The organism is Bradyrhizobium sp. USDA 3240, assembly GCF_054063295.1.
Map to the genome: position 1 here is coordinate 4456916 of NZ_JBSSGD010000002.1, position 20729 is coordinate 4477644.

Annotated in this window: 20 protein-coding genes and 1 tRNA gene; 11 read left to right on the plus strand and 10 right to left on the minus strand. The window is 65.0% G+C overall.

The window, feature by feature from the left end; translation table 11 throughout:
• The first annotated feature begins 133 nt into the window (after positions 1-133).
• The 3 genes from ACVIGA_RS21765 to ACVIGA_RS21775 all read left to right on the plus strand — a co-directional run bounded on the left by ACVIGA_RS21765 (position 134) and on the right by ACVIGA_RS21775 (position 3716).
• Positions 134-2668: a bifunctional diguanylate cyclase/phosphodiesterase gene (locus tag ACVIGA_RS21765; protein ID WP_456667920.1), complete on the plus strand. Its 2535-nt coding sequence runs from the start codon at positions 134-136 to the stop codon at positions 2666-2668.
• Positions 2669-2854: 186 nt separating this feature from the next.
• A complete protein-coding gene (locus tag ACVIGA_RS21770; protein ID WP_456670857.1) occupies positions 2855-3139 on the plus strand; it encodes a PepSY domain-containing protein in 285 nt (94 codons plus the stop codon).
• 22 nt (positions 3140-3161) lie between these two features.
• The gene (locus ACVIGA_RS21775) at positions 3162-3716 is read left to right on the plus strand and encodes a cytochrome b/b6 domain-containing protein (RefSeq protein ID WP_456667921.1); all 555 of its coding nucleotides are present in this window, start codon (positions 3162-3164) and stop codon (positions 3714-3716) included.
• Between the two features lie 42 nt (positions 3717-3758).
• On the opposite strand, the gene ACVIGA_RS21780 is transcribed toward ACVIGA_RS21775, so the two are convergent.
• Positions 3759-4433, minus strand: coding sequence for an LON peptidase substrate-binding domain-containing protein (locus ACVIGA_RS21780; RefSeq protein ID WP_456667922.1), 675 nt, complete (start codon positions 4431-4433; stop codon positions 3759-3761).
• Positions 4434-4463: 30 nt separating this feature from the next.
• On the minus strand, positions 4464-5384 hold the full coding sequence (gene trxA / locus ACVIGA_RS21785; protein WP_456667923.1) for a thioredoxin: 921 nt from the start codon (positions 5382-5384) through the stop codon (positions 4464-4466).
• A 239-nt stretch (positions 5385-5623) separates the two neighbouring features.
• Here trxA and ACVIGA_RS21790 point away from each other — a divergent pair, with 239 nt between their 5' ends.
• The 5 genes from ACVIGA_RS21790 to ACVIGA_RS21810 all read left to right on the plus strand — a co-directional run bounded on the left by ACVIGA_RS21790 (position 5624) and on the right by ACVIGA_RS21810 (position 9040).
• Positions 5624-6079: an SRPBCC family protein gene (locus tag ACVIGA_RS21790; protein WP_456667924.1), complete on the plus strand. Its 456-nt coding sequence runs from the start codon at positions 5624-5626 to the stop codon at positions 6077-6079.
• Positions 6080-6239: 160 nt separating this feature from the next.
• Positions 6240-6314 (plus strand) — tRNA-Gly (locus tag ACVIGA_RS21795).
• A 135-nt stretch (positions 6315-6449) separates the two neighbouring features.
• A complete protein-coding gene (locus tag ACVIGA_RS21800) occupies positions 6450-6725 on the plus strand; it encodes a hypothetical protein (RefSeq protein WP_456667925.1) in 276 nt (91 codons plus the stop codon).
• A 268-nt stretch (positions 6726-6993) separates the two neighbouring features.
• Entirely contained in the window at positions 6994-8271 is a 1278-nt protein-coding gene (locus ACVIGA_RS21805; protein WP_223971211.1) for a PQQ-dependent sugar dehydrogenase, read from the plus strand.
• A 187-nt stretch (positions 8272-8458) separates the two neighbouring features.
• A complete protein-coding gene (locus ACVIGA_RS21810) occupies positions 8459-9040 on the plus strand; it encodes a c-type cytochrome (RefSeq protein ID WP_456667926.1) in 582 nt (193 codons plus the stop codon).
• Positions 9041-9231: 191 nt separating this feature from the next.
• Here ACVIGA_RS21810 and panE read toward each other — a convergent pair whose 3' ends face one another.
• From panE to ACVIGA_RS21830, 4 genes are all read right to left on the minus strand, one after another.
• Complete coding sequence (panE, locus tag ACVIGA_RS21815) at positions 9232-10152, minus strand: 2-dehydropantoate 2-reductase (protein ID WP_456667927.1); 921 nt, start codon at positions 10150-10152, stop codon at positions 9232-9234.
• Positions 10153-10269: 117 nt separating this feature from the next.
• Complete coding sequence (locus ACVIGA_RS21820; RefSeq protein ID WP_456667928.1) at positions 10270-10875, minus strand: DsbA family protein; 606 nt, start codon at positions 10873-10875, stop codon at positions 10270-10272.
• Between the two features lie 121 nt (positions 10876-10996).
• Positions 10997-12352 (minus strand): MATE family efflux transporter, encoded by a 1356-nt coding sequence (locus ACVIGA_RS21825; protein ID WP_456667929.1) that lies wholly within the window; start codon positions 12350-12352, stop codon positions 10997-10999.
• 237 nt (positions 12353-12589) lie between these two features.
• The gene (locus tag ACVIGA_RS21830) at positions 12590-13060 is read right to left on the minus strand and encodes a DUF2239 family protein (RefSeq protein WP_456667930.1); all 471 of its coding nucleotides are present in this window, start codon (positions 13058-13060) and stop codon (positions 12590-12592) included.
• A 250-nt stretch (positions 13061-13310) separates the two neighbouring features.
• On the opposite strand from ACVIGA_RS21830, the gene ACVIGA_RS21835 reads away from it, so the two are divergent.
• The gene (locus ACVIGA_RS21835) at positions 13311-13976 is read left to right on the plus strand and encodes a glutathione S-transferase family protein (RefSeq protein WP_456667931.1); all 666 of its coding nucleotides are present in this window, start codon (positions 13311-13313) and stop codon (positions 13974-13976) included.
• Between the two features lie 8 nt (positions 13977-13984).
• Here ACVIGA_RS21835 and ACVIGA_RS21840 read toward each other — a convergent pair whose 3' ends face one another.
• Positions 13985-14410 carry a DUF1330 domain-containing protein gene (locus ACVIGA_RS21840; RefSeq protein WP_456667932.1) on the minus strand — a complete coding sequence of 142 codons (426 nt, stop codon included), beginning with the start codon at positions 14408-14410 and terminating at the stop codon, positions 13985-13987.
• 105 nt (positions 14411-14515) lie between these two features.
• Between ACVIGA_RS21840 and ACVIGA_RS21845 the strand changes: the two genes are divergently transcribed.
• A complete protein-coding gene (locus tag ACVIGA_RS21845; RefSeq protein WP_456667933.1) occupies positions 14516-14851 on the plus strand; it encodes a GIY-YIG nuclease family protein in 336 nt (111 codons plus the stop codon).
• Between the two features lies 1 nt (position 14852).
• Here the strand turns inward: ACVIGA_RS21845 and ACVIGA_RS21850 are convergent, their stop codons facing one another.
• The 3 genes from ACVIGA_RS21850 to ggt all read right to left on the minus strand — a co-directional run bounded on the left by ACVIGA_RS21850 (position 14853) and on the right by ggt (position 19190).
• Positions 14853-15749 carry an SDR family oxidoreductase gene (locus ACVIGA_RS21850; protein WP_456667934.1) on the minus strand — a complete coding sequence of 299 codons (897 nt, stop codon included), beginning with the start codon at positions 15747-15749 and terminating at the stop codon, positions 14853-14855.
• A 178-nt stretch (positions 15750-15927) separates the two neighbouring features.
• Complete coding sequence (locus ACVIGA_RS21855; RefSeq protein WP_375777890.1) at positions 15928-17226, minus strand: MFS transporter; 1299 nt, start codon at positions 17224-17226, stop codon at positions 15928-15930.
• A gap of 218 nt (positions 17227-17444) precedes the next feature.
• On the minus strand, positions 17445-19190 hold the full coding sequence (gene ggt / locus ACVIGA_RS21860) for a gamma-glutamyltransferase (protein ID WP_456667935.1): 1746 nt from the start codon (positions 19188-19190) through the stop codon (positions 17445-17447).
• Between the two features lie 125 nt (positions 19191-19315).
• Between ggt and ACVIGA_RS21865 the strand changes: the two genes are divergently transcribed.
• A complete protein-coding gene (locus ACVIGA_RS21865) occupies positions 19316-20683 on the plus strand; it encodes an MFS transporter (protein WP_456667936.1) in 1368 nt (455 codons plus the stop codon).
• Positions 20684-20729 lie beyond the last annotated feature (46 nt).

The window sequence follows — 20729 nt, forward strand, 5'->3', positions numbered from 1 at the left end:
TTTATGGAGCCATCAATTTCCGTGTGGAATCGGCTTACGCGCGGATAACCATGCCACCGAAAGTTGTAGAAAATTATCGAGAAGACAATTCAATCGGCCTAGCTTGTCCGCGCGGACAACCATGGGCCGACGCATGTTTCGTGTTCTGACGTGTCTTTCAGGTGAGCATGACTGGCGGCTCGTTCTGCTCGCCGGCCTGGTCTGCTTCGTTGCCAGCATTGTCGCGGTCAACATCTTCCATCGCGCGATCGCTTCACAGGCGAGGACGCGGCTGATCTGGATCGCGATCGCGGGAGCTGCGATCGGCTACGGCATCTGGGCAACACATTTCATCGCCATGCTCGCCTACGAGCCGGGCGTGCCGACCGGCTACGGTATCGCCCTCACGGCGCTGTCGCTCGCCGTCGCGATGATGCTGACGTCCGGCGGACTCGGCCTTGCCGCCAGCGACTCCGGCTCCTGGCGTGCGCCGGTCGGCGGCGCGGTAATCGGAGCCGGCATCGCCAGCATGCATTATCTCGGAATGTGGGCGTTGGAAGTGCCGGGCCATGTGGTGTGGTCGCTCGACCTCGTGGCGGCCTCCATCGTGCTCGGCATGCTGTTCGGTTACGCCGCGCTGTCGGTCGCGGTCCGCCATCAGGATCGCTGGATGTCGCTCGTGGCGGCGCTGTTGCTGACGCTCGCGATCGTGTCGCATCATTTCACCGCGATGGGCGCGGTCGAGATCGTTCCGGACCCGCTGCTGGCTCCGGAAGCCTTGTCGCTGTCTCCCGCCTTCCTCGCCATCGTGATCGCGGGCGTGGCGCTCTCGGTGCTCGGGATGAGCCTGGTCGGCGTGCTCGCCGATCGGCGCCTCGCGCTTCGCACCCGCCGTTTCGAGGAGATCATCAGCCAGCTCTCGCTGGCGCGGCAGCAGGTCGAGGCGTCGCAGAAGGAGCTGGAAGAACAGCGGTTCCGGCTCGATACGGCGATCAACCACATGGGCGAGGGCCTCTGCATGTTCGATGCGGAGAAGCGCCTCGTTGTGTGCAACGAGCGCTACGCCAAGATGTACCGGCTGCCGCCCGAATTGCTGCGGCCCGGCACCGCCCATCGCGAGATCATCACGCATCGGATCGCCAACGGCATTCTCAAGGGCGAGACCAGCGACAGCGCCGCGAGCCAGGTGCTCGCGACACTGAACGCACTGCCGGCCGGCGAGATCAGCAGCCGGGTCGACGAGCTTGCCGACGGCCGGCTGATCTGCGTGACGCGGCAGCCGATGCCCGGCGGCGGCTGGGTGGCGACGCATCGCGACGTCACCGAACAGCGGCGCTCCGAGGCCAAGATCACCCATATGGCGCAGCACGACGCGCTGACCGATCTGCCGAACCGTGTGCTGCTCAAGGAGTGGATGGAGCGGGCGCTCTCCGGCGCGCGGTGCGGCGGACCGAGCCTTGCGGTGCTGATGCTCGATCTCGACCGCTTCAAGGACGTCAACGACACCCTCGGGCATCCGGCGGGCGATGCGTTGCTGAAGTCGGTGGCCGCGCGGTTGCGCAGGTGCGTCAGCGATACCACGCTGGTGGCGCGGCTCGGCGGTGACGAGTTCGCCGTGATCGACTACGTCACCGATCCGGTCACGGAAGCCGGTGTGCTCGCCGAGAGGATCAGGAAGGCGCTCAGCGAGCCGATCGATCTCGGCGATCATCGGGTGACCACCACGACCAGCATCGGGATTGCGATCGCGCCGCGCGACGGCACCGATTCCGACGAGGTCCTGCGCAGCGCCGATCTTGCGCTGTACTCGGCCAAGAGTGGCGGGCGCGGCTCGTTCCGCTTCTTCGAGCCGGAGCTCGACCGGCAGCTGCAGACCCGGCGCAGCCTCGAGCGCGACATGCGCAGCGCGCTCGCCAACGGCGAGTTCGAGCTGCATTATCAGCCGTTCATCAACGTCGCGAGCGGGGAGACCTGCGGCTTCGAAGCGTTGTTGCGATGGCATCATCCGCAGCGCGGGATGGTCTCGCCGGCGCAGTTCATTCCGCTGGCGGAAGAGACCGGCTTGATCGTGCCGCTCGGCGAATGGGTGCTGCGCACCGCGTGTGCGGAAGCCGGCAAATGGCCCGATGATCTCAAGATCGCGATCAATCTGTCGCCGGTGCAGTTCAGGAGCCCCGAACTGGTCCCGGTGATCGTGCACGCGCTGGCGAGCTCGGGCGTTTCGCCTGACAGGCTCGAGCTCGAAGTCACCGAAACGGCGATCATCCAGGACAGCGAGGCGGTGTTCGCGGCGCTCAGTCAGCTGCATGATCTCGGGGTGCGGATCGCGCTCGACGATTTCGGCACCGGCTATTCGTCGCTGAGCTTCCTGCAGAAGTTTCCGTTCGACAAGGTCAAGATCGACCGCAGCTTCGTGTCCGAACTCGCGGGCGCAACCGACGAGTCGCGCCGGATCGCACGTGCGATCGTTCGCTTCGCCGTCAGCCTCGGCAAGACGACGACGGCCGAAGGCGTCGAAACCAGGGAGCAGCTCGACATCCTGCGCGCCGACGCCTGCGTGGAAGTGCAGGGCTTCCACTTCAGCCCCGCCGTCCAGAGCGAGAAGGTCGCTCAGATGATCGGTTGGCGAATTTCGGCAGCAGCCGAGCGCCCCGCGATTCGTCTCGCAATGGCGGGTGCTGCGTCCTGAGGCGTAAGGCCGCAGCAAGCGCTCAAAATCAAATTGCGCGTGGAGTGCAAAGCGGTTTTCGCGGCCGTTAGAATTTCTCTAAAGCGAGCCGCGTCCGCGCTTCCTTGACTTGGCAATCACCTCAGCATTGTTCACGCATGTGCTCGGCGCGATGGCGTTGTGGGCATGATCGTCAACGGAGGGGAGATGCGCGTGAGAGTGATTTTGAGCGCTGTACTTGCAGCTGGTGTTCTGGCGCTTTTCGGTTCGGCGGCGTTCGCCGACGGTTACAAGACTTGCACCAAGCTCGACAAGGCGTCGTGGAAGCCGGCCAGCGATGCTGAAGCCAAGGCCAAGGCGGCCGGCTACGAGGTGCGCCGCTCGAAGGTCGAGGGCTCCTGCTACGAAGTGTACGGCGTCAAGGAAGGCAAGCTCTACGAGCTGTTCTACAGCCCGGAGGATCTCAGCCTGAAGCACACGATCGCCAAGTGAATCGTCGAGTGAAGCAGACGCGATGACGAAGGCGGCGCCCGGCGCCCGCGGCGCCACCACCGTGCAGGTCTGGGACCTGCCGCTGCGGTTCTGGCACTGGGCGCTCGCCATCCTCGTCCTGGTCGCCTGGGTGACGCCCAGCGTCCATGACCGGCTGCACCGGCTGGCGGGCTATTCCGTGATCGGGCTATTGGCGTTCCGGCTGATCTGGGGCTTTGCCGGCACGCGTTATGCGCGTTTCGGCAAGCTCGGCGTCCGGTTGCGCGCCGCGCCGCGCTACATCTGGAATCTCCGCCGCGGCATCACCGGCCGCTACATCGGGCTCAATCCCGCGGGCACCGTGATGCTGGTGGCGCTGCTGCTCACGCTCGCGGTCTCCGCAATCACCGGTGCGATGGAGGTCACGGTCACCTTCTTCGGCGTCTGGTGGGTCGAGGACACGCACGCCTATGCCTCGGATGCTGTCATCATCCTGGTCGCCCTGCACGTGCTCGGCGTCGTCGTGGTGGGATTGCTGCAGCGTCAGAACCTGGTGCGCACGATGTTCACCGGACGGAAGCAGCTTCGCAATCGTTGATCTTCGCGCAAACACCTCGCGTTTGTCGCGAAGGATCATCCTTTATTGCACCGGCGGGTCGCCCGATGTGCGCTTCTTGGCGAGGTCCATCTCGGTGACCGCGATCAGGATCTCGGCGCGGGTCTTCAGGTCGGGCGCTTCCAGCATCGCCTGCTTCTCGGCCGGACCATAGGGCGACATCATCGCCAGCGCATTGACCAGCGCCTCGTTCGGCGCGGATTCGATGCCTTCCCAGTCGACCTTCAGGTTGTTGGCCTCCAGGAAATCGGCGAGCACTTCGAGCAGCGCCTTGCGGTCGACGGCGCCCTCGCCCTTGCGCGCGGTGAAGTCGCCGGCGAAGGAGAAGAAGTCGACCTTGCACTGCCGGTACGCCGTCTGCACGGTCAACTCCTCGACCACCTTGAAGCGCGCAACGCCGGTTAGTTCGAGGATGTAGCGGCCGTCGCCGGATTCGGCGAGCTGGGTGATGCGGCCGACGCAGCCGATGCGGAACAGCGCCGGCTGCGCCTCCTTCTGCGAATGCGCCGCATCAGGCTGGATCATGCCGATCAGGCGGTGACCGTCGCGCAGCGCGTCGTCGATCATCGCGAGATAACGCGGCTCGAAGATGTTGAGCGGCATCTGGCCGCGCGGCAACAGCAACGCGCCCGGCAGCGGGAACACCGGGATCACCTCGGGGAGCTCGCCGGGCCCGCGATATTCGGCATTGATCGGCATCTGCGGTCCCGGTGCTATGACGGGCGTGCGTTACGAGAACAATATCGTCGACAACCGCCTGCGCCCCTCGACGGTTGCCTCATCGGTGCCGCCCCACGCTTCGAAGAACTGCACCAGCTGCTTGCGCGCGCCGTCGTCGTTCCACTTGCGGTCACGCTTGACGATCGCGAGCAGCTGCTCGGTCGCCTCCGTGCGCCTGTTCATGGCATTGAGCGCGGTCGCAAGATCAAACCGGGCCTGATGATCGAGCGGGTCTGCGGCGACTTTCTGTTCCAGCTCCGCGATCGGGCCGACCGACTGCGCCTGTTCGGCGAGGTCGATCGCCGCCTGCACCGCCTTCACCGCGGCGTCATTGCGCTTGGATTCCGGCACCATCGCGAGCGTCTGCTTGGCCTGCTCGACCGCACCCGACGTGACGTAGCACTTGGCGAGGCCGGCCAGCGCCGCGATGTTGGTGGCGTCGTGCGCCAGCACCTCGGCATAGATCTGCGCCGCACCCTCGACGTCGCCCTCGGCGAGCACCGCGTCGGCCTCGGCCAGGATCTCCGCAAGATTGGGCTCGCCGGCGGCGGGCACACCCTTGGTGATCTTCTCGATGAAGGCGTTGATCTGGCTCTCCGGCACCGCGCCCATGAAGCCGTCGGCGGGCTGGCCGTTGACGAAGGCGATCACGGCCGGGATCGACTGGATGCCCATCTGGCCGGGGATCTGCGGATGCTCGTCGATGTTCATCTTGACCAGCTTGACCCGGCCCTTGGCGTTGCGGACCGCCTTTTCCAGCATCGGGGTGAGCTGGCGGCAGGGACCGCACCAGGGCGCCCAGAAGTCGATCATGACCGGCTGACGGCGCGATTCCTCGATGACGTCCTTGACGAAGGTCTGGGTCGTCGTCTCCTTGATCAGATCGGGCGCTGCCTGGGGCGTGGGGCCGCCCTGCTCCATTATCGTCACGTTGTCCTCGCCTTGGCCTTCTGAGGTCGGAAAAATACGGGGGCGTTCTAGCACGCTCCGGACGGCGTGTTCAGCCGTTCTGTCAGCCCAGAGCATGATCCCGGAACATGCTCCGTAGATGGCGGTCGGCCGGCAAAATTCAATCGCTTGCCGCCCGGCCCGTTCCATCGGAGATCGGGTGGGTTTGAGGTTCGGAACGGCCGACGATGGCGCTCCTTCATGGCAACAGGGGATCGCCCATGGCAAAGGCCTATTACAGCACCGTGTTCGAGCAGCCGGCCGGCGAGGTCTGGAAAATCATTCGCGATTTCAACAATTACCCGGTCTGGGTCCACGGCGCGGGCAGCAGCGAGATCGAGGACGGCAAGTCCGGCGACACTATCGGCGCGGTGCGCAACGTCCTGTACCGGGAGCGGCGGATCCGGCAGCGGCTGCTCGCCCAGTCCGACGTCGAACGCTTCCAGACCTACGAATTTGCCGGTCCACCGACCCTGCCGATGACGGATTTCAGCGCGACCCTGCGAGTGACCCCGGTGGTCGACGGCGATCGGGCCTTTATCGAATGGTGGGCGGTGTTCGATTGCGACGCGGACCGCCGCGTCGAACTGGCGCAGACGCTGACCGGCTGGTTCGAGACCTGGCTCGAATCGCTCCGGGACGAGATGGCTCTGAGGCTGGTTCCGGCCGAAACATAAAAAGAAATCGTCGCCGTGGCCGGTTTCGGCCGATTCGGGGGCAATTTTTAAGGAAACCGTGCGATTTCGTGAAGTTCGGACCGCGCTCTTGTGTTGCATTCACAGACAGCATTTGGCATAGGTCTGCCGTTGCCGGCGAGCGATCGCCGCCATTTCGGATGCGGGTGTAGCTCAGTGGTAGAGCACGACCTTGCCAAGGTCGGGGTCGAGGGTTCGAGCCCCTTCGCCCGCTCCAAAATATCTCGCTGACCGAGCTGACAGTCTGATGAAGGCCCGCCCATTGGTGCGGGCTTTTTGTTGTTCGGGCGGTGTTGTGATCTCGCGGCCAGGATGCCGCGGCCCGCAATGGCCGCTTCTCCCGCTGATGCGCGTGAGTGACGCGGCGGATGTCAGGACCTGCGAGGCGGTCCGTCTCACCGCCGCGGTGAAGCTGTATTCCGGCTCCGACAACGATAGCGCCACAACCGAAGCGGGCGAGAGCTGCAAGGCGCTCGTGGACGACATAACGCTGCGGAACGGCGACATCATCGCCGCCGATGACGGCTTCAAGATCGCGGCGATCTTCGGCGGGCACAAGCGCAGTGTGTTGTTCAGGCCGCTGCCGAAGGCACAGGCGCTCGGGCGTTCGCGCCTCTCGTCGCGATAGATGCGATCACGAGCGTTAGCTTCGTTCGAATATTACGCTGCGGTGCAGAATGCCTTGTTATCAGGCAGCCGGCGCGCGAAAATTTCGTCTCAAATTTCGTCTCAACTTGTTTTGACGCAGCGCACACCACTGCACGCGCTTTTCAGCGTCGATGGATGTGCTACCATTTTGCGGTCTGACCTACCTCACAGACCGCCACCATCATCTCTCAGGGCGTTCAAAATCAATAACAGGCAAGCTGCAATGGCTTGCGTAGGGGAGTGACGCGATGAAATCGGCTTTCAATCGATCCATACTTGCGTTCGCGGCGATTGCGCTGCTGGCGGGGACAACCTTCGCCAATGCACAGCAACAAACCGACAAGAACCGGGCGCTGAAGAAGTACGAATCCGGCACCAAGGAATTCTGGACCCATCCGCCGGATGACTGGTTCCTCGGCGACGAGACCGACGCGCAGAAGGGCCTTGCTCCGCCGTCCGGTCCGCCGACCGGCGCATCCGACGCCGAACTCGCCACCATGATGAAGAAGATCAAGCTGCCGCCGGGCTTCAAGATCGAGGTCTATGCCTCGAACGTGCTCGCGGCGCGGCAGATGGCCTGGGGCGACAAGGGCACGCTGTTCGTCGGCTCGTTCGGCCTCGGCAACGTCTATGCGATCAAGGACAACAACGGCAAGAAGGAGGTCAAGACCATCCTGAAGGGCCTCAACATGCCGACCGGCCTCGCGTTCCGCGACGGCGCGCTCTACGTCATCGCGGTCGACAAGCTGATCAGATACGACAATGCCGAAGCCAATCTCGACAATCTCGGCAGCGGCAAGGTGGTGTATGACGACATGCCGTCGTATGCGGCGCATGGCTGGAAATACATCGCCGTCGACAAGGACGGCTGGTTCTACATTCCGTTCGGACCTCCCTTCAACATCGGCATCCCGCCGACCTCGGTGTCGCAGATCCGCCGCGTCGATCCCAAGACCGGCAACGCGGAAATCTATGCGCTCGGCGTGCGCAACTCGGTCGGCGGCGACGTCGACCCGCGCACCGGCAAATACTGGTTCACCGAAAACGCCCGCGACTGGATCAGCGACGATCTGCCGAGCGACAAGCTCAACATGATCTCGAAGATCGGCGAGCACTTCGGCTATCCCTATTGCCACCAGGGCAATTTGCCGGACACCAAGTTCGCGATGGGTCACAAGTGCTCGGAGTTCACCCCGCCGGTGTACAATCTCGGCGCCCACGTCGCTCCGCTCGGCATGAAGTTCTATACCGGCAGCCAATTCCCGGCCGAGTACAAGAACAGCATCCTGATCGCCGAGCACGGCTCCTGGAATCGGCACAAGTACCAGGGCGGCCGCATCGTGAAGATCACCGCGAGCCCCGACGGCAAGAACGCCAAGCAGGAGATCTTCGCCGACGGCTGGATCCAGGGTGACCAGGGCTATCTCGGCCGCCCGGCCGACATCCTGCTCGACAAGGATGGCTCCATCCTCGTCGCCGACGACTGGGCCGGTGCGATCTATCGCATCAGCTACAGCAAGAAGTAACGGTTGAAGGCAGCGGGGCTGCGGTGGCCTTCGAGGCGGCTGCAGCCCCGTTTGCTTGGTTTGGCAAGCTACGGAACAGACTCGTCATGCCCGGACTTGATCCGGGCATCCATCCAAACAAAAACCCTTCTGCAAGCCAGATGGATTGCCGGGTCAAGCCCGGCAATGACGTCAGGAGAAACTGGCAATGCGTATCGCGTCCCTCGGAATCCTGTTCGCGTCGGCAATCGCGATGACATCCTTTGCGGAGGCAGCCGACGTCGCCGCCGGCAAGGCGAAGGCCGAAATCTGCGCCGGGTGCCATGGCGACAACGGCATCTCGCAGACTGAGAATATTCCGTCGCTCGCCGGCCAGCTCGACCAGTTCATCCAATGGCAGCTGGTGTTCTTCCGTGCCGGTGCGCGCAAGAACGAGCAGATGCAGCCGATCGTCGAGCAGCTCAACAACGACGACATCCGTAATCTCGGCGCCTATTTCGCCTCGCTGACGCCGTTCAAGGGCGGCAAGGACGACAATCCGGAATTGTCCGAGAAGGGCAGGCAGGCCGCCGCCGGCCGTCGCTGCGCCTCGTGCCATGGCGACACGTTCGCCGGCACCAAGGCCGTCGCCCGCATCGCCGGCCAGCGCGAGGAATATCTCGTCAAGGCGCTGCACGACTACAAATCGGGACAGCGCTCCGGCGGCGCGCAGGCGGCGATGGCCGATGTGGCGTATCCGCTGAGCGACGAAGAGATCACCGCGCTCGCGCATTATCTCGCGCATCTGTGAGGGAAGCATAGGACGCGCGATCTTCACCCTCCCCTGGAGGGGGAGGGTCGGATCGCGTTGAGCGTAGCGAAATGCGAGCCGGGGTGGGGTGATCTCTCAACACGGGCAGAGCATGCGTGGAGAGACTGTCACCCCGCCCCGCCGCTAATTTCATTCGCGTCGACCCTCCCCCTCCAGGGGAGGGTGAAGGGCTAGCCAGCCCGCTGCTTCTCATACGCCTTGAGATGCGTGTAGGCCGTGCGCAGCTTCGGCACCGGGATCTTGGCGGCATCGGCGCGCACGATCAGGTCGCCGATCACGTGATCGGCTTCGACCGGCAGCCCCGCCTTGATGTCGCGGAACATCGATGCGGTCATCGGCGAGCCTTCGGTGGTCAGGAGCCCGCGGGTGCGCTGGAAGAACGGACCGCCCGGCATGTGGCCGGCGTCGGCCGCGATCGCACTGCATTCGTCGAGGATGCCGAGCAGGAAATCCTTGCCGCCGGGCGCGGCCAGGATGTTGCCGACCGAGGTCCGCATCAGGCTGGTGGAGGCGGCGAGTGACGCCAGGAACACCCACTTCTCCCACATGTCCTGCATGATGTGATCGCTGGCGGCCGCGCCGTTGATCGCTGAGAAAGTGTCCGCGATCGCGCCCACCCGGTCCGACAGGCCGCCGGCGCGTTCGCCGAAAGCGAGCGACTGCATCGGCTGCAGCTGCACCACCTCGCGCTTCTCGTTCAGCGTCGCCGCGATCGCGCAGAGACCGCCGAGCACATGCTGGGCGCCGAATGTCTTGTCGAGCGCATCGAGATGCAGCATGCCGTTGAGCAGCGGGATGATCGCGGTCTTGTCGCCGACCGCTGGCGCAAAGGACTTGATCGCGTCCTTGAGATCGAACGCCTTGCAGCTCAGCAGCACGACGTCGAACTTGTCCGACAGTTTATCGGCCTGCACGGTCGGCGGATTGTTCAGCGTGACGTCGCCGTTCGGGCTCTTGATCACGAGCCCGGCGGAGGCGAGCTCGGAGGCGCGGCGAGGCCGGACGAGAAAGGTCACGTCGCGGCCGGCCTGAAGCATCCGGCCGCCGAAATAACCGCCGATCGCACCGGCGCCGACCACGAGAACGCGCATGGGAATTTGTCCTTCTTTGTTGTTGCCCGAGAAGCGAGCGAAGAGCGAATGGGGAGTGTCGATTAGATAGGGATGCCGTTCGATTATTCGCTACCCGCAATTGAGCATTCGCTCATCTCACTTTCCCGACACCAGTTCCTCGACTTCGCGCAGCTGCTCCTTGCCGAAGAAGATCTCGTTGCCGACGAAGAAGGTCGGCGAGCCGAACGCGCCGCGCTCCACGGCGGCCTGGGTGTTGGCGATCAGCTTGGCCTTGACGTCGGCGTCCTGGGCGCGGGCGAACAGTTTGGCGGCGTCGAGGCCGGAGGCGGCGATGGCTTTGCCGGCGACCTCCGGATCGTCCATCTTCTTCGGCTCGACCCACATGTGGTGGAAGGCCGCCTCGATATACTTCTCGAACACGCCTTCGAGCTGGGCGGCGACGGCCGCGCGCATCAGGTTCAGCGTATTGACCGGGAAGAACGGGTTCCAGACGTACGGCTTGACGCCAAAGCGCTTGAGGAAGCGCTCGGTCTCGATCTTCATGAATTCCGGCTTGTTCTTGACGCCGGCCAGTGTCTCGGCCGGCGACTTGTTGTTGGTGGCCTTGAAGATGCCGCCGAGCAGGATCGGAACATACTCGAACTTGACGCCGGTGCGCCGCTCGATCGCCGGGATCGCCTCGTGGCTGAGGAAGGCATTGGGGCTGCCGAAATCGAACAGGAATTGCGGATTCTGGCTCACGGCGGTCTCTCCCTCGGCCTGTCTGGTTTGGGCTTGTTTGGCATTTCTCTAGCATGGGCCTGCTGCCGCAGGCGCCATCAGGAGAATATGATACTCATCATGTGAGCCGCCGCGCGCGATGTCAAATCAGCCGCTTGATGGTCTGCTTGCGCCATACCAGGGCGTAATAGGCCATCTGCAGCAGGAACATGGTTGCGAAGGTGGCGGGATAGGCGATCCAGATGCCGCTGATGCCCATGATGCGGCTAAGCACAACCGCGACCGGCACCTCGACCAGCGCCATGGCCAGGATTGAGATGAACAGCGGCATCCACACCGTGCCGCCGGCACGCATCGCGCCGGAGAACACCGTCGCCATGCCGAACAGCACCATGCTCCACAGCACGATGTAGAGAAGCTGCTGGGCGAGCGCGAGCACCGCGCCGTCCACGATGAAGAAGCCCATCAGCGGCCGCGCGAAGAGATAGCCGAGCACGACAAGTCCGCCGGTCAGCGCGAGGTTCATCTCGATCCCGGTGCGGACGATGGCGCCGACCTGGCGCGAGTCGCCGCGGCCGATCGCCTGCGCGCCGAAGATCGACACCGATATTGCGATCGAGATCGCCGGAAACTGCACATAGCTGATCACCTGGTTGACCGCGCCATAGGCGGCGGTGGCGTCCGAGCCGAAGCCGTTGACGAGGCCGAGCAGCACCAGTTCGGCGAGCGAGACCACCACCATGCCGATCGCGGTCGGAATGCCGAGCCGCAGCACGATGCGCAGCAGCGCGCCGTTCGGCCGCATCGCGCGCAGGAACGCGGCGTCGAAGGCCAGCGGATGTTTGTGCCGCAGCATGTGGATATGCAGCCAGAGCAGCGTGACCACGCCCGAGACCGCGGAGGCGATTGCGGCACTGGCGACGCCCAGCATCGGCAGCCCGAGCCAGCCGCGGATCAATGCGGGCGTCACCACAAGGCCGACGACGGTCGAGACCGTCAGCGACAGCAGCGGCGTCACGGTGTCACCGACGCCGCGCATCATCGCCGCGAGCAGCAGGAATGCGAAAGTCACCGGCATCGTGATCATCATGATCCGCGCATAGGACACCGCGGCATCGAGAACATCGGGCGGCGTGGCGAGCGCGATCAGGAGCGGGCGCGCGAACAGGCCGCCGAAGATCGCAATCGCCAGCGCCAGCAGCAGCGTCACGGTCATGGTCGTGCCGGCGACCGCCTTGACCCGGTCGGGCTCGCCGGCGCCCCAGGCCTGGCCGATCATGACCGAGGCGCCGGCGCTCAGGCCGATCACGAAGGAGATGAAGAAGAACATCACCGGGAAGAACCCCGACGCAGCGGCGAGCGCGTCGACCCCGATCATCTGGCCGAGATAGATGCCGTTGATGGTGCCGAACAGCGACTGCAGCACATTGCTCAGCAGCATCGGCGCCAGGAACGACAGGAAAGCTTTGCGTAGAGAAGGAGGCTTGGACACGTTCAACTTCCAAAAATTAGCTAAGCACCTGGCTGGTGCGTCTTAGGTCGGGCGGCACGCTCGCTGCACCTCTCCCGCTTGCGGGGGAGGTCGGATCGCATCTTAAGATGCGATCCGGGTGGGGGCTCTCTCCACGCAAAGAGTATCCCTAGCGGTGAGACCCCCACCCCGGCCCTCCCCCGCAAGCGGGAGAAGGAGCGCAGCTCACTCGCGGTTGGTCGTCGATATTAGGTTCATCGAGGGCTAGTCCGCTTGATCGCTATAGGCGAGCGTGATCGCGTGATCGCGGATATCGGCCGGCCAGTCCGCGATCAGCGTCGCAAAGCGCCGCCGGTCGTGTGCGAACAGGGCGCGGATCGCGTCCTCGTAATGCGGCCGGTTGCCCCCCATCGTTGTCATGAAGCGATAGGCGGCATCCTGTGCGCTGCGCGTGCGGTCCTTGTCGCCGCTTGTGCGCCGCGCCTCGTCGATCAGCTTGCGAAGCGCGACCGATGCGCCGCCCTTCTGCTGCGCGAGCCAGTCCCAATGGCGCGGCAACAGCGTGATCTCGCGCGCGACAACGCCAAGCTTCGGCCGTCCGGGACCGCGCGGGGCGGTCGGCGTTGCCGGCTCCTCGTCGCGCGGAGGCGCGAGCTTCGGCAGCCGCGCCAGAACATCGTCGACCGAGCCGCGGAAATCGATATCGACCAGCGCCGAGGTACGGCCGTTGAACACCAGGACCGCGGCATCCTTGCGCCGGTCGAGCAGCTGCTTAGCGCGGCGCGCGCGACCTCCGCGAGGTCACCGGCCCCGATGCGATGCTCGCCTTCGAAGGCGACATAGGTAGGATTCATGGTAGACCTCTCCGATTGCGCGACGTATTGCCCGGGTGATTTCCAGCAAGCACGGCGCGTGGATCTCGACTTTCCTGTTCCCGGCCGGCACCAAACGCCGTCCGATTGCGCCGATATTTCAGAGGACGCCCATGCTGACGGTTCATCATCTCAACAATTCCCGCTCGCAGCGCGTGCTGTGGCTGCTCGAGGAATTGGGCGTGCCCTACGAGATCGTGCGCTACCAGCGGCAGCCCGACATGCGGGCGCCGAAGGAGTTGCGCGCGATCCATCCGCTCGGCAAGTCGCCGGTCGTCACCGACAACGGCAACACGATCGCGGAATCCGGCGCGATCCTCGAATACATCATCGCGACCTACGACAAGGGTCGCCTGATCCCGCCGGCCGATACGCCGGATCGGCTGCGCTACACCTATTGGCTGCACTACGCCGAGGGTTCGGCGATGACGCCGCTGCTGTTGAAGCTGCTGTTCACGCTGATGCCGAAGCGCGCGCCGGCGCTGCTGCGGCCGCTGGTGCGCAAGGTCTCGAACCAGGCGCTGTCCACGCTGGTCAATCCGCAGATCAAGCAGCACATGGCCTATTGGGAAGGCGAGCTCGGCAAGAGCGAGTGGTTCGCCGGCAACGAGTTCTCCGGCGCCGACATCCAGATGAGCTTTCCGCTCGAGGCAGCCGCCGCGCGCGGCGGGCTCGAGGACGGCCATCCCCGGTGCGTCGCATTCCTCGAACGCATCCACGCGCGCCCGGCCTATGCGCGGGCGCTGGAGAAGGGCGGGCCGTACGAGGTTGGCCGCTAGCATCTCGGTCATCGCGGCAACTCGACCAGCGGCAGCAGCCGTGAATCCGCCAGCGCCGCGGTGCGGTGTCCGATGCCTGCGAGATAGGCCTCCGCCACCGCGAAGGCGAGGAATGCGCCGCGGCTCTTCTGCCGGATCAGCATTGCGCGATCCCAGCGCTCGCCCTCGGGTCCGATCAGGAACGAGCCGCCTTCACCCATGAACAGGATGTCGCCGCCGCTCTTCCGCAGATGCGGCAGCGTGTGGGCGACATAGCGGTCGTAGGCTTCCGCACCCGTCACCGGCTGCGGCGGGGCCAGCTCAGGGCTTTGCGAATAGTCGGCGATGTCGCGGAAGCGCAGCAGGTTGAGCATGACCAGCTCGCCGGCGATCGCGCGCTGGGCGAAGTCGCGCCCGGCATTCCAGGTCGGCTCCAGATGGCAGGTGGTGTCCATGTCAGCTCGTCCCATTCGCTTTCGATGGCGAAGTTTTATCCGGGTGTAATTGCTTTGTCAATAATACCCGGATATAAATAGCTTCCGGATACGACAGGAGTCGCCATGAAGACCGAGGACCGCAAGCTGGCTATCGCCGACTACAAGAAACGTGCTGCTGTGGCCGGCGTGTTCGCGATCCGCTGTCGCGCGACCGGGGAGGTCTGGGTCGGGCAGGCGCTCGATCTGGAGAAAATCCAGAACCGCATCTGGTTCACGCTGCGGATGGGCAGCCACCGCAATGCCGAATTGCAGCGCGCCTGGTCGGCGCATGGCGCGGACGATCTCTCGCTCGAAACACTGGAGCGCATCGAGGACGAGGAGCTGGCCTATGTGCGCGACACGCTGCTCAAGGAGCGCGTGCAACACTGGCGCACGCAGCTCAACGCCTCGGCCGTCTAGATCAGCGCGACGTCTGCGCTCCGCCGGCCGACGGCAGGGCCTGCACGGTGACGCCGGGCGGCGGCACATCGTCGTCGGGCACGAAGAAATCCGACATCAGCGGCACCGAGGCATCGACGCGATAGCGTTCGAAGTCGCGCACGCCGTTGGCATAGAGCACCTTGTCGTCGATGCAGAAATTGCCGGTGAACTCGCGCGACGGCCGCGTGATAATCGCATAGGCCGCATCGCCCATGATCTCGGGCGTGCGGCTCGCGCGCATCATGGCGTCGCCGCCGAGCAGATTGCCGACCGCGGCGGTTGCGATCGTGGTCCGCGGCCACAATGCGTTGACGGCAATGCCGGCGGATTTCTGCTCGCCGGCTAGCCCGAGCACGCACATGCTCATGCCGAACTTCGCCATCGTGTACGCGGTCGAGTGCTCGAACCACTTCGTCTTCATGTCGAGCGGTGGCGACAGCATCAAAATGTGCGGATTCTCCGCCTTCTTCAGATGCGGGATGCAGTATTTCGACACCATGAAAGTGCCGCGGGTGTTGATCCCCATCATGAGATCGTAGCGCTTCATGTCGGTTGCCTGCGAGGGGGTCAGGCTGATCGCGCTGGCATTGTTGACGCAGACGTCGATGCCGCCGAACTCGGCGACGGTAGCTTCGATCGCCGCCATCACCTGGGCCTCGTCCCTGATGTCGCAGAGCACGGGCAGCGCCTTGCCGCCGGCGGCGCGGACCTCGTCGGCAGCAGTGTAGATCGTGCCTTTCAGCTTCGGATGCGGCTCGGCGGTCTTCGCCGCGATCGCGACATTGGCGCCGTCACGCGCGGCGCGCAGCGCGATCGCAAGCCCGATGCCACGGCTCGCACCCGAGATGAACAGCGTCTTGCCTTTGAGCGATGTCATGAGAGTGGCCTCCAGTTAGGGACGCACCATTGTCAGGCTCCCTCTCCCCTTGTGGGAGAGGGTTGGGGGTGAGGGGTAAGCCACATACACCGCCTTCGCGGCCACCCCCCTCCCTAGCCCTCCCCCACAAGGGGGGAGGGAACGACGGTATGTCGCCGCTCGCGCAGCCGTTACAGCGCTACCCACCCGCATGCAGCACGCGGCCGCGCGTTTCCGGCAGCGCGTAGGCGGCGATGAAGAACACGGCGTAGGCCGCCACCGCGAAGATCGCGATCGCGTTGGCGAGCGTGGTCGTGGTCGAGAGCGCGCCGACCAGGAACGGAAACAGCGCGCCGACGCCGCGACCGAAATTGTAGCAGAAGCCCTGTCCGGAGCCGCGCAGCCGGGTCGGATAGAGCTCGGTCAGGAACGCGCCCATGCCGGAGAAATAGCCCGAGGCAAAGAAGCCGAGCGGGAAGCCCAGCACCCACAGCACCTCGTTGGAGAGCGGCAACTGGGTATAGAGCAGCACGATCGCGATGGCGCCGAGCGAGAAGATCAGGAACAGATTGCGCCGGCCGATCCGGTCGGCAAGCCAGGCGCCGACCAGATAGCCGATGAAGGAGCCGATGATCAGCGTCGCGAGATAGCCGGTCGAGCCGACCACCGAGAGCTTGCGCTCGGTGGTGAGGAAACGCGGCACCCAGAAGGTGATGGCGTAATAGCCGCCCTGCATACCGGTGCCGACCAGCGAGGCCAGCAGCGTGGTCTTCAGGATCGGTCCCTGGAAGATCTCCCACAATGCGGCGGGCCCGGTGCCGGATGCCTGCTGCTGCGCCATCGTCGCGGCGGAAATCTCAGGCTCGGTGACATAGCGGCGCAGATAGAACACCAGCAGCGCCGGCAGCGCGCCGATCACGAACATCCAGCGCCAGGCGTTCTCCGGAGGCAGGATCGAGAACAGGATCGCCTGCGCCAGCACCGCAAGGCCCCAGCCGATCGCCCAGCCCGACTGCACCGAGCCGACCGCGCGTCCGCGATATTGCGGCCGGATCGCCTCGCCGATCAGCACCGCGCCGGCCGCCCATTCGCCGCCGAAGCCCAAGCCGAGCAGCGCGCGGGCGATCAGCAGCTGGTCGAAATTCTGCACCACGGCGCAGACCAGCGAGAAGAACGAGAACCAGATGATGGTGAGCTGCAGCGTCTTCACCCGCCCGATCCGGTCGGACAGATAGCCGCCGAGCCAGCCGCCGACGGCGGAGGCGAGCAGCGTCACGGTGCCGGCGAGGCCGGCGGTGCCGGGGTCGACCTTCCACAGCGTGATGATGGTGCCGATCACCAGCGGATAGATCATGAAATCCATGCCGTCGAGCGTCCAGCCCGAGGCGCAGGCCCAGAACGTGCGCCGCTCCGGCAGGTTCATGTCGCGATAGAAGGCGAGGAGGCTGGTGTCCTCGATCTCTGCGACTTCGATTGACTTGGATTCGGCCGTGCTCATGCGCGTTCCCCGGAGAAATCATTCACCGGCTGTTTGCGATCCGCGGCCGGAGTTGCGCGGACCGCCAATCTATCGCGATGTTGCAGGCCGGGCAAAGCCGCGTTTGCCCTCTAGGTCTTTAGTTTGAGGATGATCTCGGCGCAAACGCTTCGCGTTTGCCGCGGGAAAACCGCTTCGCACTTTGCGCTAGCGCGGCCGTACCGGGTCCGGATCAAGCTCTAGTATCCTGCAGCCTCGGAGCCGCGCGTGCGCGGATCGGGCGCGCCGAGCAGACCGCCGGCTGTGACGACGATCGAGTTCGCGGAGGAGTAGCCGAGCGGCTCGACCGGTTTGTGGCCCTTGGCGCGCAGCTCGGCGAGCACCTCGTCGGGAAAGCCGCGCTCGATACGGACCTCGTCGGGCAGCCATTGATGATGCATGCGGGGCGCGGCGACCGCGGCAGCGATGTCCATCCTGTAGTCGATGACGTCGACGATGATCTGCGTGACCGCGGAGATGATGCGGCTGCCGCCCGGCGACCCGGTCACCAGCACCGGCTTGCCGTCTTTGAGCACGATGGTCGGCGACATCGACGACAGCGGGCGCTTGCCGGGCCCCGGCAGATTGGCCTCGAAGCCGACCAGGCCGAAGGCGTTGGAGGCGCCGGGCGCCGCGGTGAAATCGTCGAGCTCATTGTTGAGCAGCACGCCGGTGCCGTCGGCGACGAGGCCGACGCCGTACGGGAAGTTCAGCGTGTAGGTGTTGCTGACGGCGTTGCCGTTGGCGTCGACGACCGAATAATGCGTGGTGTTGTCGCCCTCATGCGGCTGCTTGGCGTTGCGCACATCGGTCCAGGGCGTGGCGCGGGCGAGGTCGATGGTCGCGCGCTGCCTGGCGGCATAGTCCTTGTCGATCAGCAATTGCGTCGGCGCGTCGACGAAGGCGGGATCGCCGAGATAACGGGCGCGATCGGCATAGGCCCGCTTCATCGCCTCGATCATGACATGCAGCGAGGCGGCCGAGCCCTGCTTCATGTCCGACATCGGAAAACCTTCGAGGATGTTGAGGATCTCCAGCAGCACGACACCGCCGGAAGAAGGTTGCGGCATCGAGACGATATCGTAGCCGCGATAGGTGCCGCGGATCGGGCTGCGGATCACCGGCTGGTAGGCTTTCAGATCCTGGAGCGTGAAGATGCCGCCGGCATTCCTGATCCCGCTGACGAGCTTCTCGGCGACCGCGCCCTCGTAGAAGCCGCGCGGTCCCTGCTCGGCGATCGCGGTCAGCACGCCGGCGAGATCGCCCTGGATCAGGCGGTCGCCCTCATGCAGCGGCGTGCCGTCGGCGTGCGAGAAGGTCTTGGCCGAGTTCGGCCAGCGCGACATGCGGCGATACATGTCCGACAGCGTGTCCGCCGTATCGTCGGTGACGATGAAGCCGTCGCGGGCGAGGTCGATTGCCGGCTTGATGATCTGCGCCAGCGTGAACTTGCCGGAGCCGTATTTCTCCAGCGCCAGCGCGAGGCCGGCAACCGTGCCGGGTACGCCGATCGCGAGCGCGGAATTGCGCGACTTGTCCGGATCGGGCTTGCCGTCGGCGTTCAGGAACATGTCGCGGGTTGCGGCCTGCGGCGCGGTTTCGCGATAGTCGATCGCGACGTCTTCATTGCGGCCGGCGAGATGGATCACCATGAAGCCACCGCCGCCGATATTGCCGGCGCGTGGATAGGTCACCGCCATCGCAAAGCCGGTGGCGACCGCGGCGTCGACTGCGTTGCCGCCTTGCCGCAGGATGTCGGTGCCGACCCGCGCCGCGAGCTTCTCCTGCGCCACCACCATGCCGTTTTCGGCACGGATGCTTTGAATCGTATTGTTGGCAGAGGGCTCGTAAGCGCGACGTTGCACCTGGCCTAAGGCCGGTGTCGCGATGCCGATCGCCAGAAGAGCGGCAAACAGCCGTCGCGACATCGTTGCTGTCAGCGCCATCGAAATGTCCTGCCCTGTTCATCGCCGTATCAGCAAACCGGCCCATGCTATATGGGAACGGATCGAAGCGGCAAAAGCCTGCCTGTGGTTCGAGTTGGGGAATATCTTTCGCGATGACGGCAATAATGCAGACGGGGACTGAACATGCGAAGACCTATCCAGGTCGCGCCGCCGTCGTCAGCTGGATCTTCTTCGATTGGGCCGCGCAGCCATATTTCACGCTGATCACGACCTTTGTGTTCGCGCCCTATTTCGCGAGCTTCATCGCGCCCGATGCCGCGAGCGGGCAGGCGCTGTGGGGCTTTGCCACCGCGGCCGCGGGACTTGCGATCGCGCTGCTGTCGCCGGTGCTGGGTGCGATCGCCGATGCCAGCGGCCGGCGCAAGCCGTGGATCGCGGTGTTCGGCGCGCTGCTGGTGATCGGCGCGAGCGCGATGTGGATCGGCAAGCCCGGCAACCCTGACATCATCCCAATGCTGCTGCTCGCCTACGCGATCGCCAGCGTCGGCGTCGAGTTCGCGACCGTCTTCAACAATGCGATGATGCCGACGCTGGTGCCGCCCGACCGGATCGGGCGGCTGTCAGGCACCGGCTGGGCCACCGGCTATGTCGGCGGCATCCTGAGCCTCGTGCTGGTGCTCGGCTTCCTCGCCGCCAATGCCGAGACCGGCCGCACGCTGTTCGGCTTCACGCCGCTGTTCGGTCTCGATCCCGTCATGCATGAAGGCGATCGCATCACCGGGCCGCTGACCGGGCTGTGGTTCATCATCTTCGTGACGCCGATGTTCCTGTTCACGCCGGATTATCCGGCGAAGCGCCCGATGCGCGAGGCGCTCGGCGAAGGCCTGCGCGAGCTCAGGGAATCGTTGGCGAGCCTGCCGAAGCAGCAATCACTAGCGCGGTTCCTGCTGGCGAACATGATCTACACCGACGGGCTGGTCTCGCTGTTCGCGTTCGGCGGCATTTATGCCGCCGGCACGTTCGGCTGGGACACGATCCGGATCGGCACCTTCGGCATCATCCTCGCGGTCGCCGGGACGTTCGGCGGCTGGCTCGGCGGCAAGCTCGACGATGTGTTCGGACCGAAGCGCGTGATCACCGGCAGCCTCGTGATCCTGCTGTTTGCGATCGTCGTGATCCTCACGGTGAACAAGGATTCCATCCTGTTCATCCCGGTCGCGCCGCCGGTGCCCGGCGGTCCATTGTTCGCGGGCGCCGCCGAGCGCGCCTACATCGTGCTGGGCTGCCTGATCGGCGCCACCGGCGCGCCGTTGCAGGCGGCCTCGCGCTCGCTGCTGATCCGGCTGGCGCCGAAGGATCGCATCGCGCAGTATTTTGGATTGTTCGCGCTGACCGGAAAGGTGACGTCGTTCATCGGTCCGCTGCTGATCGGCGCGATCACGGCAGCAACCGCGAGCCAGAAATACGGCATGGCGGTGCTGGTCGGGTTTTTCGTGGTGGGGCTGGTGTTGCTGGCGAAGGTGCGGGAATAACTCGCCGCCGTCGTCCCGGCGAAGGCCGGGACCCATAACCACCGGC

Bases quoted from the DNA above. Each gene is read 5' to 3' on its own strand.
- ACVIGA_RS21765 (WP_456667920.1), top strand. From the start codon at position 134: ATGTTTCGTGTTCTGACGTGTCTTTCAGGTGAGCATGACTGGCGGCTC.
- ACVIGA_RS21770 (WP_456670857.1), top strand. From the start codon at position 2,855: ATGCGCGTGAGAGTGATTTTGAGCGCTGTACTTGCAGCTGGTGTTCTG.
- ACVIGA_RS21775 (WP_456667921.1), top strand. From the start codon at position 3,162: ATGACGAAGGCGGCGCCCGGCGCCCGCGGCGCCACCACCGTGCAGGTC.
- ACVIGA_RS21780 (WP_456667922.1), bottom strand. From the start codon at position 4,433: ATGCCGATCAATGCCGAATATCGCGGGCCCGGCGAGCTCCCCGAGGTG.
- ACVIGA_RS21790 (WP_456667924.1), top strand. From the start codon at position 5,624: ATGGCAAAGGCCTATTACAGCACCGTGTTCGAGCAGCCGGCCGGCGAG.
- ACVIGA_RS21805 (WP_223971211.1), top strand. From the start codon at position 6,994: ATGAAATCGGCTTTCAATCGATCCATACTTGCGTTCGCGGCGATTGCG.
- ACVIGA_RS21810 (WP_456667926.1), top strand. From the start codon at position 8,459: ATGCGTATCGCGTCCCTCGGAATCCTGTTCGCGTCGGCAATCGCGATG.
- panE (WP_456667927.1), bottom strand. From the start codon at position 10,152: ATGCGCGTTCTCGTGGTCGGCGCCGGTGCGATCGGCGGTTATTTCGGC.
- ACVIGA_RS21835 (WP_456667931.1), top strand. From the start codon at position 13,311: ATGCTGACGGTTCATCATCTCAACAATTCCCGCTCGCAGCGCGTGCTG.
- ACVIGA_RS21840 (WP_456667932.1), bottom strand. From the start codon at position 14,410: ATGGACACCACCTGCCATCTGGAGCCGACCTGGAATGCCGGGCGCGAC.
- ACVIGA_RS21845 (WP_456667933.1), top strand. From the start codon at position 14,516: ATGAAGACCGAGGACCGCAAGCTGGCTATCGCCGACTACAAGAAACGT.
- ACVIGA_RS21850 (WP_456667934.1), bottom strand. From the start codon at position 15,749: ATGACATCGCTCAAAGGCAAGACGCTGTTCATCTCGGGTGCGAGCCGT.
- ACVIGA_RS21855 (WP_375777890.1), bottom strand. From the start codon at position 17,226: ATGAGCACGGCCGAATCCAAGTCAATCGAAGTCGCAGAGATCGAGGAC.
- ggt (WP_456667935.1), bottom strand. From the start codon at position 19,190: ATGGCGCTGACAGCAACGATGTCGCGACGGCTGTTTGCCGCTCTTCTG.
- ACVIGA_RS21865 (WP_456667936.1), top strand. From the start codon at position 19,316: ATGCAGACGGGGACTGAACATGCGAAGACCTATCCAGGTCGCGCCGCC.